At 65.8% G+C, this 13243-nt stretch carries 15 protein-coding genes; 4 read left to right on the top strand and 11 right to left on the bottom strand.

Annotated features, from left to right (window positions below):
* Positions 1–84 precede the first annotated feature (84 nt).
* From rpoS to ftsB, 9 genes are all read right to left on the bottom strand, one after another.
* On the bottom strand, positions 85–1059 hold the full coding sequence (rpoS, locus tag Q0602_RS14230) for an RNA polymerase sigma factor RpoS (protein WP_298844568.1): 975 nt from the start codon (positions 1057–1059) through the stop codon (positions 85–87).
* 307 nt (positions 1060–1366) lie between these two features.
* Positions 1367–2554 carry a peptidoglycan DD-metalloendopeptidase family protein gene (locus tag Q0602_RS14225; RefSeq protein WP_298844565.1) on the bottom strand — a complete coding sequence of 396 codons (1188 nt, stop codon included), beginning with the start codon at positions 2552–2554 and terminating at the stop codon, positions 1367–1369.
* A 52-nt stretch (positions 2555–2606) separates the two neighbouring features.
* A complete protein-coding gene (locus tag Q0602_RS14220; RefSeq protein WP_298844563.1) occupies positions 2607–3527 on the bottom strand; it encodes a DUF368 domain-containing protein in 921 nt (306 codons plus the stop codon).
* The gene (locus Q0602_RS14215) at positions 3524–4198 is read right to left on the bottom strand and encodes a protein-L-isoaspartate(D-aspartate) O-methyltransferase (protein WP_298844560.1); all 675 of its coding nucleotides are present in this window, start codon (positions 4196–4198) and stop codon (positions 3524–3526) included. The genes Q0602_RS14220 and Q0602_RS14215 overlap by 4 nt, the downstream gene beginning before the upstream one ends.
* Positions 4179–4931, bottom strand: coding sequence for a 5'/3'-nucleotidase SurE (surE, locus tag Q0602_RS14210; protein WP_295039330.1), 753 nt, complete (start codon positions 4929–4931; stop codon positions 4179–4181). The genes Q0602_RS14215 and surE overlap by 20 nt, the downstream gene beginning before the upstream one ends.
* 37 nt (positions 4932–4968) lie before the next feature.
* Positions 4969–6027 carry a tRNA pseudouridine(13) synthase TruD gene (gene truD / locus Q0602_RS14205; RefSeq protein WP_298844557.1) on the bottom strand — a complete coding sequence of 353 codons (1059 nt, stop codon included), beginning with the start codon at positions 6025–6027 and terminating at the stop codon, positions 4969–4971.
* Positions 6024–6509, bottom strand: a complete 486-nt coding sequence (gene ispF / locus Q0602_RS14200; RefSeq protein ID WP_295039056.1) for a 2-C-methyl-D-erythritol 2,4-cyclodiphosphate synthase — start codon at positions 6507–6509, stop codon at positions 6024–6026. Before ispF ends, truD begins: the two co-directional genes overlap by 4 nt.
* Positions 6506–7231, bottom strand: coding sequence for a 2-C-methyl-D-erythritol 4-phosphate cytidylyltransferase (ispD, locus tag Q0602_RS14195; RefSeq protein ID WP_295039054.1), 726 nt, complete (start codon positions 7229–7231; stop codon positions 6506–6508). The genes ispF and ispD overlap by 4 nt, the downstream gene beginning before the upstream one ends.
* Positions 7228–7551, bottom strand: a complete 324-nt coding sequence (gene ftsB, locus Q0602_RS14190) for a cell division protein FtsB (RefSeq protein ID WP_295039052.1) — start codon at positions 7549–7551, stop codon at positions 7228–7230. The genes ispD and ftsB overlap by 4 nt, the downstream gene beginning before the upstream one ends.
* Before the next feature lie 168 nt (positions 7552–7719).
* Between ftsB and Q0602_RS14185 the strand changes: the two genes are divergently transcribed.
* Complete coding sequence (locus Q0602_RS14185) at positions 7720–8049, top strand: NGG1p interacting factor NIF3 (protein ID WP_298844554.1); 330 nt, start codon at positions 7720–7722, stop codon at positions 8047–8049.
* A gap of 9 nt (positions 8050–8058) precedes the next feature.
* On the opposite strand, the gene Q0602_RS14180 is transcribed toward Q0602_RS14185, so the two are convergent.
* Positions 8059–8616 carry an NUDIX hydrolase gene (locus Q0602_RS14180; protein WP_298844553.1) on the bottom strand — a complete coding sequence of 186 codons (558 nt, stop codon included), beginning with the start codon at positions 8614–8616 and terminating at the stop codon, positions 8059–8061.
* 112 nt (positions 8617–8728) lie between these two features.
* Between Q0602_RS14180 and Q0602_RS14175 the strand changes: the two genes are divergently transcribed.
* Both Q0602_RS14175 and Q0602_RS14170 read left to right on the top strand, forming a co-directional pair.
* Positions 8729–9385 (top strand): CoA pyrophosphatase, encoded by a 657-nt coding sequence (locus Q0602_RS14175; RefSeq protein ID WP_298844551.1) that lies wholly within the window; start codon positions 8729–8731, stop codon positions 9383–9385.
* A 7-nt stretch (positions 9386–9392) separates the two neighbouring features.
* Entirely contained in the window at positions 9393–10058 is a 666-nt protein-coding gene (locus tag Q0602_RS14170; protein WP_298844549.1) for a 2OG-Fe(II) oxygenase, read from the top strand.
* A 52-nt stretch (positions 10059–10110) separates the two neighbouring features.
* Here Q0602_RS14170 and Q0602_RS14165 read toward each other — a convergent pair whose 3' ends face one another.
* Positions 10111–11481 (bottom strand): MFS transporter, encoded by a 1371-nt coding sequence (locus tag Q0602_RS14165; RefSeq protein ID WP_298844547.1) that lies wholly within the window; start codon positions 11479–11481, stop codon positions 10111–10113.
* Between the two features lie 456 nt (positions 11482–11937).
* Between Q0602_RS14165 and Q0602_RS14160 the strand changes: the two genes are divergently transcribed.
* Positions 11938–13227, top strand: coding sequence for an MFS transporter (locus Q0602_RS14160; RefSeq protein ID WP_298844545.1), 1290 nt, complete (start codon positions 11938–11940; stop codon positions 13225–13227).
* Positions 13228–13243: the final 16 nt, after the last annotated feature.

Raw genomic sequence — 13243 nt, 5'->3', positions numbered from 1 at the left:
TGCGACTGGATCAATAGTCCGATGGGTCTCCACCCTCATTTGCGCATTTGAGTATTTACGCATTTGAGGCGCGCGGAGATCGACCTACTCGAAAATCGAATCCATCGACAACCCCTGCTTCTCCAGCATCCGGCGCAACTTCTTCAGCGCCTCGACCTGAATCTGGCGCACGCGCTCCCGCGTCAACCCGATCTCTTCGCCGACTTCCTCGAGGGTGGCCGCTTCATGGCCGCGCAGACCGAAACGCCGCAGGACCACCTCCCGCTGCTTGTCGCTCAACTCGACCAGCCATTCATCGACGTGCTGCTTGACGTCGTCATCGACCAGATTCGACTCCGGACCGACCTCGTTCTCGTCGGCCAGCGTGTCGATCAGCGGCTTGTCGCTCTCCGCCCCCATTGGATAGTCGACCGAGGAGACGCGCTCGTTGAGCCCCAGCATGCGCTTGACGGTGCTGACCGGCTTGTCGAGAAACTCGGCGATCTCCTCGGCCGTCGCTTCGTGATCGAGCTTCTGCGTCAATTCGCGGGCCGCCCGCAGATAGATGTTGAGCTCCTTGACCACATGAATCGGCAGGCGAATCGTGCGCGTCTGGTTCATCAACGCCCGCTCGATGGTCTGGCGGATCCACCAGGTGGCGTAGGTCGAGAAGCGAAACCCGCGTTCAGGATCGAATTTCTCCACGGCGCGAATCAAACCCAGATTGCCCTCCTCGATCAGATCGAGAAGCGACAGCCCACGGTTGAGGTAACGTCGTGCGATCTTGACCACCAGGCGCAGGTTGGACTCGATCATGCGCTGGCGTCCGGCCGGATCCCCTTTCTGCGCGAGTCGGCCGTAATGCACTTCTTCCTGGGGAGTCAGTAGCGGCGAGAAACCGATCTCGTTGAGATAGATCTGCGTCGCGTCGAGGCTATGGTGGTAGGAGTTCTCTTCACGGTTCAACGCCTTTTCGAAAGCGTCTTCATCATCCTTGCGACCCGTGTTATCGCTATCGACCTCCGTGGTATCGACACCGTCGAGCTCAACATCCTGAATTTCCCGTTCAAGCATGCTCATGTCCACTACCCCCAATCTTGGCTTCCTGAGTACCTCGCCATGACGGCACCGTGCCATGGCGACCGCTTATTCCTTGCAGTCTTGTAAACATCCCTGGCCAAGCGGCCACACCCGCCGTCGGAGACTCCCTTTCCCGAGCCGGCTGCTCGACGACATCCAGTTGTCAGGACTACGTCGAGCAGGGCGGTTCGGATGCGTCTATCGGTAGCGGTTTCGGGGCGGCCTCTTGGCAGCAGCCCAGGCTGCGGACGGAAACGGGCAGAGTAAGCCGGGTTTCCGCACGACTGTCTGGAGCGCCGATGCAGGATCAGCGCGCGGGCAGGTATTGTAGTGGGTCCTGAGGTTGTCCGTTCACGCGAACCTCGAAATGTAGCTCGACCTGGTCAGCATCCGTCTGCCCCATGGTAGCTATCGTCTCTCCGGCCTCAACGACATCGTTTTCCTTGACCTTCAACGAGTCGTTGTGTGCGTAAGCGCTCAAGAAGCGATCATTGTGCTTGAGAATGATGAGGTTGCCATATCCCCGCACGCCATCGCCGGCATACACCACGATCCCTGGTCCGGCTGCTTTGACAGGTTGCCCCTTTTGCCCCGCAATATCAATGCCGGGGGTTATGTTCGAATCGTCATCGAACTTGCCCACCAGTTGCCCGCTTGCCGGCCACTGCCACGGCACGTTCTCGACCGGCTTGTAGGTCCGGCTGGAACGGTCCGGCGCACCGCTGGGTTCGCCGGCGACCTCGGTACCGGCATCCGCACCGGTCGCCGTTTTCGTGCTCCCGGCATTGATGGAAGCAGAAGAAGATGACGAGCCTGTGTCAGCGGTCCCGGAAGAGGCGGAAGCGACGTCTTCCGCGGCGCCGGCCGGCTGGCGAGCGTCGGCATTGGTGCTGCGCGCTGCCGTGTTACCCGATGAGCCACCCTGGGCGGCGTTTGCGGGGGGATTGGCGTTGCGGGCGCCATCGGCGGCGCCATTCTGGGCGTAGACCGGCCCGGGAGACGAGCCACTGCCGCCCGCCGCCTGTCCGCTACCCTGTCCCGCGGCCTTCCCGTTACCGGCACCGGCGCCACCAGCGTCAGACGGCAGCAGCCAGGAGGGATTATCGTCGCCACCGGCGCTCTGGGCCCCGCCGCCGCTTCCACCGCCGAGCCCAGTCGCCGTTACCCCGCCACTGCCGGAGCCGCTGCTGGCGATGGCTTGTCCGCCGCCGACACTCGCTCCGGACTGCAACCTCAGCTGCTGTCCCGGTTCCAGACGGTAGGGTGGTGAAATGCCGTTGAGCTGGGCCAGGTCGCGGAAGTCGACACGATTCTGCCAGGCGATCCCGTAGATGGTATCGCCGCTCTTCACCGTGTAGGTCGAAGGCGTCTCGCTGTTGCGACTGACGGAAAGGTCCTGCACCTGCGGTCGTCCGCTCGAGGTGGTACAGGCACTCAAGCCGGCGGCGACGAGCGGGAGAAGCCCCAGTAGCAGTGCGGTGCGACGCTTACTCATGAGATAGAGTCCTTTTACGAAACGAAAAGCCCGAGGGTGCTGGCGACACGCGTCAGGCCGTGACCTCTTTGCGCTCTCCCAGGCACATTACCACTACGACGCCGAGGATGATCAACGCCGCCGCCACCCCCCACTGGGAGGACTGCCCCGTGACGGCGACGTAGTCCGACGGCAGCAGATAATGGTAGGCCAAGGCCACCTGCTGCCCGTCGGCCGCCAGGCGATAGCTGGCTATCTGCCGCCAGGGCCACAATTGCGGCAGCGAACCCAGGATGAAGCCGACGATCGTCATCAACGTCATGGCGTGGTGGTGACGCAACAACCAGGACAACAGACGGGAGAACGTGAACAACCCGAGCAGGCAGCCGGCGCCGAAGATCGAGATGAGCCCGAGGTCGAAACTCTTGATGCCGTTCATCACGGTACCGTAGAGCCCCATCACCAGCAGCAGGAAGCTACCCGATACGCCGGGCAGCAGCATGGCGCTGATGGCGATCGCGCCGGCCACGAACAGCGTCGCATCGCCGGCCTGGCTCATGTCGGGCAGCAGGCGCGGCAGGAAGGCGGCCAGCAGCAACCCCAGCAGCACCGGAAGCAGATAACGCCAGCGCCAACTGCCGACCTGACGCATCACCACCCAGGCCGACGCCAGCACCAGCCCGAAGAAGAAGGCGTTGAGCAGCAGCTGGTGATGCGCCATCAGCCACGTCACCAGATGCGCGATCGTGACCAGGCTGGCACCGATGCCCAGCACCAGTGGAACCAGAAAGCGCAGATTGAGATAGGTGAACAGGCCGGCAAGACCCTGCTGGCGCCAGACGCCGAAGGCTCCCGGACCGAAGCGTCTGATGGTCTCGATCAGCTCCTCGTAGATACCCACGATCAGGGCGATGGTTCCCCCCGAGACACCCGGGACGGCATCCGCCGCTCCCATTCCCATCCCTTTCAATACGGTTTTTGCGATGCGCTTCAACGAATGACTCCCTCAAGCAATGGCACGAAACGCACCTCTTCCAGACGCTGATGATCGAACGCCAGCCCGCGCCGACGTACTCGGGTCAACCACTGCCGCCCATCCGAATCCGCCAGCGGCGCGATGAGAACGCCACCGTCGCGCAGCTGGGACAGCAACGCCTGCGGCAGCTCGCTGGCGCAGGCCGTCAGCAGGATGACGTCGAACGGCGCCGCCTGCGGCCAACCCATGCCGCCATCGGCATGGCGCAGGTTGACGTTGTGCGCGCCCAGCCGCGTCAGCCGCTGGCGGGCGCGGGACTGCAACGCGGCGATACGTTCGACGCTCCAGACGCTCTTGACCAGGCGCGACAGAATCAAGGTCTGGTAACCGGAACCCGTACCGATCTCCAGCACTCGCTGCGGTTCGGCCAGCGCCACCAGCTCACTCATCCGGGCGACGATCCAGGGCTGGGACAGCGTCTGCCCCAGCCCCAACGGCAACGACGTATCCTCGTAGGCACGGTGCGCCAGCGCCTCGTCGAGGAACAGGTGGCGTGGCTCCGCTGCCATCACCTCCAGCACCCCCGCGTGGCGGATCCCGCCGGTCGACAGACGTTCGACCATGCGATTGCGAGTTCGTTGCGATGTCATGCCGACACCACTGAGTTCCTCAGGCGTGTGACAATCCATCAAGCCAGCCCTGTACATCGTTCAGCGTCTCGTGACGGGTCAAATCGGTTTGCAGCGGCGTGATCGAGACGAAGCCCGCCTCGATCGCCGCGAAGTCGGTATCCGGGCCATCGTCGGCGTTTTCGGACACCGCGGCAATCCAGTAGCGATCGCGCCCGCGTGGATCCTTGACGTGAATCGGCTGGGAGGCCGGGCCACGGTACCCCAGCCGAGTCACGCGGAAACCCCGGATCTCGCTCCACGGCAGATCCGGCACGTTGACGTTGAGCAGGCTGCGCGGCGGCAGCGAGAGATTCTCCGCCGCGCCGACGAGGCTGGCCGCCACGCGCCCGGCGGTCTCGAAATGGCGCTGCCCGCAGAGCGAGATCGCGATCGCGGCCATCCCCAGGTTGCGCCCCTCCATGGCCGCAGCAACGGTACCGGAGTAGAGCACGTCGTCGCCCAGGTTGCCGCCGTGGTTGATCCCGGAGATCACCAGGTCGGGCTTCTCTTCCCACACGCCGTTGACGCCGAGATAGACGCAGTCCGCGGGCGTACCGTCGACGCTATAGAACCCGGAGTCCATGGGGGTCAACGCCAGCGGCCGTGTCAGCGTCAGCGAATTGCTGGCACCGCTCATGTCACGATCGGGCGCCACGACCCTCAGTCGCGAGTGCCCCTCCAGTGCCAGCGCGAGCGCCCTCAGTCCCGGGGCGTGCACGCCATCGTCGTTGGATAGCAATAGTCTGCGCATCTCTTCTCCTTCCTCCTCGAGCGTCTGGCCGGCGGGGTCAGACCAGGGTCGGATGCCGGAACAGCTCTCTGAGCACCGACGTGGCGAAGGCGCCTCGTGGCAGCGAGAAAGAGAGCCAGGCGGCGTCGCCTTCCGTCCGCCACTCGGGCTCCTTGAGCCGCAGCCGCAGCGGTCGCCGCTCATGGCTCGCTCCCGCCTGCACCAGCCCGTCGGCCAGGTCGGGGCAGCCGGCGGCGATGCGGGTTTCCCGCTCGGCCACCTCGCCCGAGCTCTCCAGCCGCCCTCGCCCCCAGAGAGGACCTGTCGGGTGCAGGTCGCCGGCTTCCGCCCTCGCGAGCAGCGAGTCGTCGATCTCCGTCGCAGCGAAGCGGCTCGCGGTCCCTTCCAGGTTGAGAACGTCGCCGGGCTGCGGCACGCACCAAGTACCATCGGCGACACGCGCCGACAGTACGCTGTTGAAAAGATAGCTCCGGGCCGTGGAAAGCAGTAGCCCGTGCGGATCCTGCCGCTTGCGCCAGCCCCGGGCCAGCAGTTGCCGGGCGCGATGCAGATTACGTCCCTCGGGGCCGAAGCGCTGGGGGCCGAAATAGTTGGGTACCCCTAGCTGCACCAGACGATCCCAGCGCTCGCGAGTGGCCGGCGACACCATGGCCTCTCCGCCGATCTTCAGCCGGAAGCGGTTGGCCCGGTGCACGCCGCGCTTCAGCTTACGCGGGTGCCGGACCGCCTGGAGACAGGTGACGCCTCGCTCGACGAGCCCCGCCTCCCAACCCGGTGGCGCCTCGCGTCCCGGTAGCGCCAGCGAGAACCACTGCCGCGTCACCGCGTCGCGATCCTTGAGGCCGCTGAACCCGACGTCCCGGACCGGAATATCGACGGCCCGGGCGAGCAGCCGAGCCAGGTCCGGGGTCGTCATGCCGCGTTTTTCCAACCACAGCCACAGATGCTCGCCCTGCCCCTCCGGGACGAAGTCGAGAACCTCCTCGACCTGGAAATCCTCGGGACGCCGGCGGTAGTCGCCAGCCGCCGCGGGTGCTCCCGCCAGGTAGTGCCAGCTTGGCGGCCAGGACACCAATGACGGCGCGGGATCGCTCATTTGGCGTCCGCGACCAGCAGCACCACCGCTTCCGCCGCGATGCCTTCACCGCGCCCGGTGAAGCCGAGACGTTCGGTGGTCGTCGCCTTGACGTTGACGGCGCCCAGCTCGACATCCACATCGGCGGCGATCGTTTCGCACATACGCGGGATCCACTCGGCCATTCGCGGTGCCTGAGCCATCACCGTGGCGTCGAGATTGCCGATTCGATAGCCGGCCTCGCCCACCAATCCGACGACGTGACGCAGCAGTGCGCGGCTGTCGGCGCCTTTCCAGGCCGGGTCGGTATCCGGGAAGTGGCGCCCGATGTCGCCCAGCGCGCAGGCGCCCAGCAGCGCATCGCTGATCGCGTGCAGCAGCACGTCTCCATCGGAATGGGCGACGAAGCCGTGATCGAACGGCAAGCGAACGCCGCCGATCATCAGATGATCGCCGTCGCCAAAACGGTGTACGTCGAAACCGTGACCGATTCTGACACTCATGCTCCGACTCCCTGGTCGAGCGCATCCACCGCGGTCTCGGCCTGCAGCGCAAGAATCCGCGCGGCCATGGCCAGATCCTCGGGATGCGTAATCTTGAGATTGTCGCGGCTGCCGGCAACGAGCCGTGGCGCCAGGCCCATGGCCTCGATCGCGGAGGCTTCGTCGGTCACCTTCACGCCGGTCGCCCGGGCGGCGTCGAGCGCCTGGCGCAGCAGGTCGAAACGAAACACCTGTGGCGTCAACGCATGCCACAGGCCATCACGAGGCTCGGTGTGGCTGATACGCCCCCCCGCATCGGCGCGTTTCATGGTATCGGCCGCCGGGGTCGCCAGCAGCGCCCCGATCGCCTCGTCGTCGAGAGCCCCCTGCAAGGCACGCAGATCCTCGATCCGCACGCAGGGTCGCGCCGCATCGTGCACCATTACCCAGTCGTCGTCCGCGGCTTCCTCGGCCAGGGTGGTCAGCGCACGCCCCACCGTATCGGCGCGTTCATCGCCGCCAGCGACACGCAGCCAGCGGTCGAACGGAACCTCTTCGGCGTCGAAGTACTCGTCGTCGGGATCCAGGCAGAGGCGCAGCACGGCGTCGGGAAAGGCCTGGTGCAGGCGCTCGAGCGTTCGCGCCAGCACGCTCTTCCCCTGCAACGTGAGGTACTGCTTGGGGCGGTCGGCCTGCATGCGCTGGCCGCGGCCGGCGGCCGGCACGATCAACCAGAGCGTCATGGCTGCACCACCCCCGTGCTGGCGGCGGGGCCGTTGCCGGGACTGTCGACGCCGGGCACCCAGAAGAATTGCTCGTCCTGACGAACCATGCCGATGTCGCTGCGGGCGCGCTCCTCGATGGCATCGAGACCGTCCTTGAGGTCGACGACTTCGGCGGCAAGGCGGTCGTTGCGCGCCTTGAGCGTATCGGTCGTCCCTTCCAGCGTATCGGCGCGAGCCTGGATATCATTGAACTCCCGAATGCCGCCCTCGCCGAACCACAGCCGGTACTGCATCAGCCCCAGCATGACAACCAATACCACAATGACCCATTTCCACATCGCCAAGGTTTCCGATCGGCACGATTCATTTCGGACGGTGCGTTCCGAACAGGCTGCAGCCCCCGGAGACCAGGGGGCGCGTCTGACCACTGTCGGAGCGCAGGGCATTATGCCATCATCGCCGCACGCGGCCCACCGTCACGACAGCAACCGGACCGGACAATCCTCATGTACAAGCTGGCGTTCTTCGTCCCCGAATCCCACCTGGAAAGCGTCAAGTCGGCGGTGTTCGCCAGCGGCGCCGGGAGAATCGGCGCTTACGAAGCGTGCTGCTTCCAGGTCCGGGGGGAGGGACAGTTTCGTCCACTGGCGGGCGCCACGCCCCACATCGGGAAGACGGGCGCGCTGGAGAAGGTCGAGGAGTATCGGGTCGAACTGGTCTGCGAGGATCATCGAATCCGCGCGGCGATCGCCGCTCTGGTCGACGCGCATCCTTACGAGGAGCCCGCCTACGACGTCTGGCCGCTGAGCTCCCTGGCCTCGCTGCCCGAGGCCTGAGCGCGGGCGCTAGGCGGAGCCGAAGTAACGCTCACGCTCTTCCTGGCCGATCTGGCTGAGATGCAGCTCGAAGGTACCCCGCCGCCGATCGTCGAAGAAGTGCCGCAGCGTGCGCTCGATGGTCGGGAAAGCGAGTTCGTCCCAGGGAATCTGCGTCTCCTCGAACAGCTCGACTTCGAGACTCTCCGGTCCGGCCGCGAAACCGCCATCGAGGTCACCCAGAAAGATCATGTAGACCTGATTGATGTGCGGCAGGCTGATCAGCGTATAAAGTGTCGGCTCGGCGACGACGGCGCAGGCCTCCTCGCGGGTTTCACGCAGCGCCGCCTGTTCCACGGTTTCGGCGTTTTCCATGAAACCCGCCGGCAGCGTCCAGAAGCCCTTGCGCGGCGAGATGGCCCGGCGGCACAGCAGGATGCGCTCACCGGCTACCGGCAGCGTGCCGGCCACGATGCGCGGATTCTGGTAATGGACGGTGCCGCAGGCATCGCAAAGGAATCGCGGGCGATCGTCGCCATCGGGAATCGCAAAACGCACGGTGTGACCGCAGTGGCTACAGTAGTTCATAGCGCCTCGAATTCGGAGGTCCTCGAGCGGGTAGATCCCCGGACGACGGAGCCTCGCGGGAACGCCAGACAGCGCCGACCGGCGCGCCTGCCAAACAGGGAGTCGAAAGCGCATGTTAGAGAAACTCCGCGAGCGCCTGCAAGCACATCGCCCAAGTCGCTCGAGCAGTGCCTATCCCCAGGCAGCGGTGCTGCTGCCCATCGTCGCCCGAACCGAGCCCACGCTGCTGTTCACCCAGCGCACCGCCCACCTCTCCCAGCATGCCGGCCAGGTCGCCTTTCCGGGGGGCAAACGGGAACCCGAGGATAGCGACCTTCTCGCCACTGCACTGCGGGAAACCCAGGAGGAGATCGCGCTGGCGCCGGAGCGGGTCGAGGTCATCGGCCGACTCAGCGACGTCATCTCGCTCTACGGCCTCCGCGTGACACCCTTCGTCGGCGTGATCGCGCCGGATCTGTCGCTGGTGGCGGAGCCGGGTGAGATCGAGGCGATCTTCGAGGTGCCGCTACGCCACTTCGTCGATGACTGTCGCAGCCACACCGATGTGATTCCGGTCGACGATCAGCCCTGGTACGTTCCCAGCTACCCCTTCGAAGGCCGCACGATCTGGGGGCTGTCCGCCATGATGCTGGTCGAGCTGCTGGCGGTCGGCTTCGAATGCGATATCGCCCTGGACCGCAAGCCCGCCCAGGGCGAATTGCGCTATCACCCCCAGCGCCGGCGCCAGACTGCGGCGCGCTCCGGCCAATCTGGCAAGGTTCTCAAGTGAGTCCTTCATGACACCCAACGATGCCCACCACGCCTTTTGGGACAGCGCCCAACTGGCCACGTTGATCGACGGCCTGGTGGAGCGCGGCTGGTATGTCGGTGAGCGGTTTCTCGACCCAGGCCTGTGCCAGGGCCTGCGGGATGACCTGGAGCGACTGCACCAGCGGCAGGCACTGCAGGAGGCGGCCATCGGCCGCGGCGACGAGCGCACGCTGCGGCGCGACATTCGTGGAGACGCGATCCACTGGCTGGATCGGGAAAGCCTGGCCCAGCGTCGCTACCTGACGCTGATGAGCGAACTCCAGCAACAGATCAACGTCGCCCTTTACGCCGGACTGTTCGAGTTCGAGGCCCATTTCGCCCTCTATCCGCCGGGCGCGTTCTATCGCAAGCATTACGACAGCTTCCGGGGCCGGGCCAACCGCGTCATCTCCACGGTGTCGTACCTCAATCCGGCGTGGCCAGCGGACGGCGGCGGCGAGATGGTGCTCTACGATGAGCAGGACAGCGATCGCGAAGTGGCCCGCATTCAACCGCAAGCGGGCACTTTCGCCTGTTTTCTATCCGACCGGATCCCCCATGAAGTCCTCCCGACCCGACAGCCCCGGGTCAGTATCGCCGGCTGGTTTCGCCGCAACGCTTCGCTGGGCGGGGTGGTCGACCCGGCGCGCTAGGCTGTCGCCAGTCGACCCGCATCCGCCGGCATCCGCTTCGAATCGCACGGCGTCAGTCGGACGCCGGGACCCCGCGGCCGGCGACGCCTTCTCGCGCCGGGGAGCCGGACTCTTGCTCGCTGTCGACGGGAAGCGCCGTCTCCACATCCGGCACCACCTGGGACAGATCCTCCTGATGCTCGTGCTCGATCGCCCCCTGCACCAGTTCGTCGGTCACGCTGAGTTCGGCCCCCACCACCGACTGCTGGGGATTCGAGGTGAACGGTGCCACCGGAACCGGTGCCGGGCGCCGGCTCCGTCGCCACACGAAGAAGGCCACCAGCGCCACGCCCAGCCCGGCCAGCGCCACGAACAGCCCGACATCGCCGACATGGATCATCAGCGGCGTGATCAGTGGCGGGCTGAGAGTGGCGCCCAGGGCGTTGATCAGCAGCAGCCCCTGGCTCATTCGCACCAGGGCGCCAGCCGGGGCGCGGTCGGCCGCGTGGCTCACCGCCACCGGGTAGATCGCGAACACTCCGCCGCCCACCAGGAACAGCATCGCCGCGAGCAATCCGGGCAGGTCCGGCAGCAGCATTACGCCAACACACAGCACCGCCAGCACCACACCGATCAGAATCAGCACGATCTGCCGGTCGTGCCGGTCCGACCAGCGTCCGATGGGGTATTGCAGCAGCATGCCGCCGAGGATCACCACCGCCATCATCTCGCCGATCTGCTGCACCTCGAAGCCGCTGCGCTGCAGATAGAGCGGCAGCAGGCTGTAGATGGCCGACACCGCCAGCCCCGAACCGAAGCAGCCCATCACCCCGGTCGGCGTCACCGTGATCAGCCGCCAGGGCGACAGCGGTTCGGCGTGCTCGATGAGTGGCGAGACGCGAGGGATCATGCCCAGCGGCAATACCGACAGCGAGGCCAGCATGGCGATGACCATGAACGGCTGGCTGGCACCGGCGCGGTCCGCCACGCCCAGCAGCAACTGCCCGATGACCCCGGCGCCGTATAGCGCGATCATGTAGAGCGCCAGCAGCCGGCCGCGAACGCGGGTGTCGGCTGCGGTCAGCAACCAGCTCTCGATGACCAGATAGACGCCCAGTGTCGCCCACCCGCCAATCAGGCGCAGCGTGAACCACAGCGGGGCATTGAGCCACAGCCCCTGCAGCAGCACGGTCACCGCCACCAGCGACGCGAAGCAGGCGTAGGCACGAATGTGGCCGATCCGCAGCAACAGCCGATCGTTGAACAGCGCCCCGATCGCCAGCCCGATGTAGTAGGCGGCCGAGACCCAGCCGATGGTGGTGACCGACTCCCCGGCCGCGTCCAGGCGCAGGGTGATGAGCGACGCCAGAAAACCGTTGCCGATACCCAGGATGAAAAGCCCGAGTAGCGGTGCCAGCGCCATGGAGAGCAACTGCCGGGACATAAGGCCACGAACCTCGAAATTGCACGTCGAACGACGTCGGCGATGCCTGCAGCGGGCACGGCGGCCGACGGATTCACTCGAATGGAGTCGGTTAAGATTAGACACTCACGCCGTCATGACGACTTTGCCTCGGAACAAGACCCGACTGCTCGGAGGAAGACCAGACACGTGAGGTCGAAGCGAGCGCACTATACGCCCGGCCCTGCGCCAAAAGAAGTCGAAAAAGCGCCTGAAAAGGAGCTATTGCGCCGCTTTGGGGCAATGCCCGTCTCGCCATTACCTGGCGTTATCCAAAACCCCCGTTTGACCACACCATCCGGCATTGAAGTCGCGCCATCGCGATGAGGCAGTGGGCCGTCAGCGGCTTTTTACCGCCTGAAGGCGTATGCTGGGGACGGTTATAGCCATTAGCGTGCTAATTCGCGCCCCGCTTCCCTGCCTCACGCCCAGGACACCATGCCCGCAGCCACCCAAGATCCTCACGACAGTCCCGTTTATCGTCAGCCCGGTTTCGTCCCCTTTCTCGCCTCGCGTCTCTGCGCGGTCTTCGCCATGCAGATCCAGGCGATCGTGGTGGCATGGCAGGTCTACGACATCACCCACGACCCATTGACGCTGGGCTATGTCGGCCTGGCGCAGTTCCTGCCCATGGTCCTGCTGCTGTTGCCGGCCGGCGACGTGGTCGACCGCTTCGATCGCAAGCGAATCCTGCAACTCAGCTGGGCCGCCCAGGCGCTCTGCAGCGTGCTGCTGATCCTGCTGTCGCTGGAGCAGCCCGATTCGCCGGTGCCGTTCTATGCGGTACTGGTGCTGTTCGGCGCCGCCCGCGCCTTCACCGGACCGACGCTGCAGAGCCTGCTACCGCAGATCGTGCCGCGCGATCAGCTGGGCAAGGCGATCGCCGTCAACTCGTCGATCATGAAGATCGGCGTCATCGGCGGCCCCATGCTCGGCGGTCTGCTTTACGCCTTCGGCCCGACGCTGACCTACAGCGTCAACCTGGGCTGCTTCCTGGTGGCCCAACTGGCGCTGGCCGGCGTGCCGGTGCGCTATGCCTTCGAACGGATCCAGACCGACGATAGCGCCTGGCAGCGGTTTACCGCCGGGATCCACTACATCCGCAACAAACCGGTGATTCTCGGGGTCATCTCGCTGGACCTGTTCGCCGTGCTGTTCGGGGGAATCGTCGCGCTGCTGCCGGTCTACGCCCATGAAATCCTGCACGTCGGCCCGGAGGGTCTCGGCGCCCTGCGCAGCGCCATCGCTGTCGGCGCGTTTCTGATGGGGCTCTATCTGGGCGTGCGGGCGATCAAGCGCCACGCCGGGCTGATCATGTTTGCCGCGGTGGCGGTATTCGGCATCGCCAACCTGGTCTTCGCCCTCTCCCACTGGTTCTGGCTGTCGTTCGGCGCCCTGCTGATCGCCGGTGCCGCCGACATGATCAGCGTCTACGTGCGCCTGACGCTGTTGCAGCTCGCGACACCGGACGAGATGCGCGGTCGGGTCAACGCCGTCAACATGCTGTTCATCGGTGCCTCCAACGAACTCGGCGAGTTCGAATCCGGCGTCACGGCGTCGTGGTTCGGCACCGTACCGGCGGCGGTCATTGGCTCCGTCGGCACGCTGGCGATCGTCGGGCTGTGGATGTGGCGCTTCCCGGTGCTGAGGCACGCCGATCGACTCGACGGCGTCGAGGAGGAACCGGTGGGCCCGTCACGCCCCGAACCCGCGGGCAAGTCGGCGTGACCCGCTGGAAGCCGGC

Source organism: uncultured Salinicola sp., from assembly GCF_937921195.1.
GTDB lineage: Bacteria > Pseudomonadota > Gammaproteobacteria > Pseudomonadales > Halomonadaceae > Salinicola.
The sequence above is the reverse complement of the archived record's forward strand: the minus strand, read 5'-3'. Positions and strand labels throughout refer to the sequence as shown.

Bases quoted from the DNA above. Each gene is read 5' to 3' on its own strand.
- Q0602_RS14165 (WP_298844547.1), bottom strand. From the start codon at position 11,481: ATGTCCCGGCAGTTGCTCTCCATGGCGCTGGCACCGCTACTCGGGCTT.
- ispD (WP_295039054.1), bottom strand. From the start codon at position 7,231: ATGACGCTCTGGTTGATCGTGCCGGCCGCCGGCCGCGGCCAGCGCATG.
- rpoS (WP_298844568.1), bottom strand. From the start codon at position 1,059: ATGAGCATGCTTGAACGGGAAATTCAGGATGTTGAGCTCGACGGTGTC.
- truD (WP_298844557.1), bottom strand. From the start codon at position 6,027: ATGAGCGATCCCGCGCCGTCATTGGTGTCCTGGCCGCCAAGCTGGCAC.
- Q0602_RS14170 (WP_298844549.1), top strand. From the start codon at position 9,393: ATGACACCCAACGATGCCCACCACGCCTTTTGGGACAGCGCCCAACTG.
- Q0602_RS14185 (WP_298844554.1), top strand. From the start codon at position 7,720: ATGTACAAGCTGGCGTTCTTCGTCCCCGAATCCCACCTGGAAAGCGTC.
- Q0602_RS14180 (WP_298844553.1), bottom strand. From the start codon at position 8,616: ATGAACTACTGTAGCCACTGCGGTCACACCGTGCGTTTTGCGATTCCC.
- Q0602_RS14175 (WP_298844551.1), top strand. From the start codon at position 8,729: ATGTTAGAGAAACTCCGCGAGCGCCTGCAAGCACATCGCCCAAGTCGC.
- ftsB (WP_295039052.1), bottom strand. From the start codon at position 7,551: ATGTGGAAATGGGTCATTGTGGTATTGGTTGTCATGCTGGGGCTGATG.
- Q0602_RS14225 (WP_298844565.1), bottom strand. From the start codon at position 2,554: ATGAGTAAGCGTCGCACCGCACTGCTACTGGGGCTTCTCCCGCTCGTC.
- Q0602_RS14215 (WP_298844560.1), bottom strand. From the start codon at position 4,198: ATGGATTGTCACACGCCTGAGGAACTCAGTGGTGTCGGCATGACATCG.
- ispF (WP_295039056.1), bottom strand. From the start codon at position 6,509: ATGAGTGTCAGAATCGGTCACGGTTTCGACGTACACCGTTTTGGCGAC.
- surE (WP_295039330.1), bottom strand. From the start codon at position 4,931: ATGCGCAGACTATTGCTATCCAACGACGATGGCGTGCACGCCCCGGGA.
- Q0602_RS14160 (WP_298844545.1), top strand. From the start codon at position 11,938: ATGCCCGCAGCCACCCAAGATCCTCACGACAGTCCCGTTTATCGTCAG.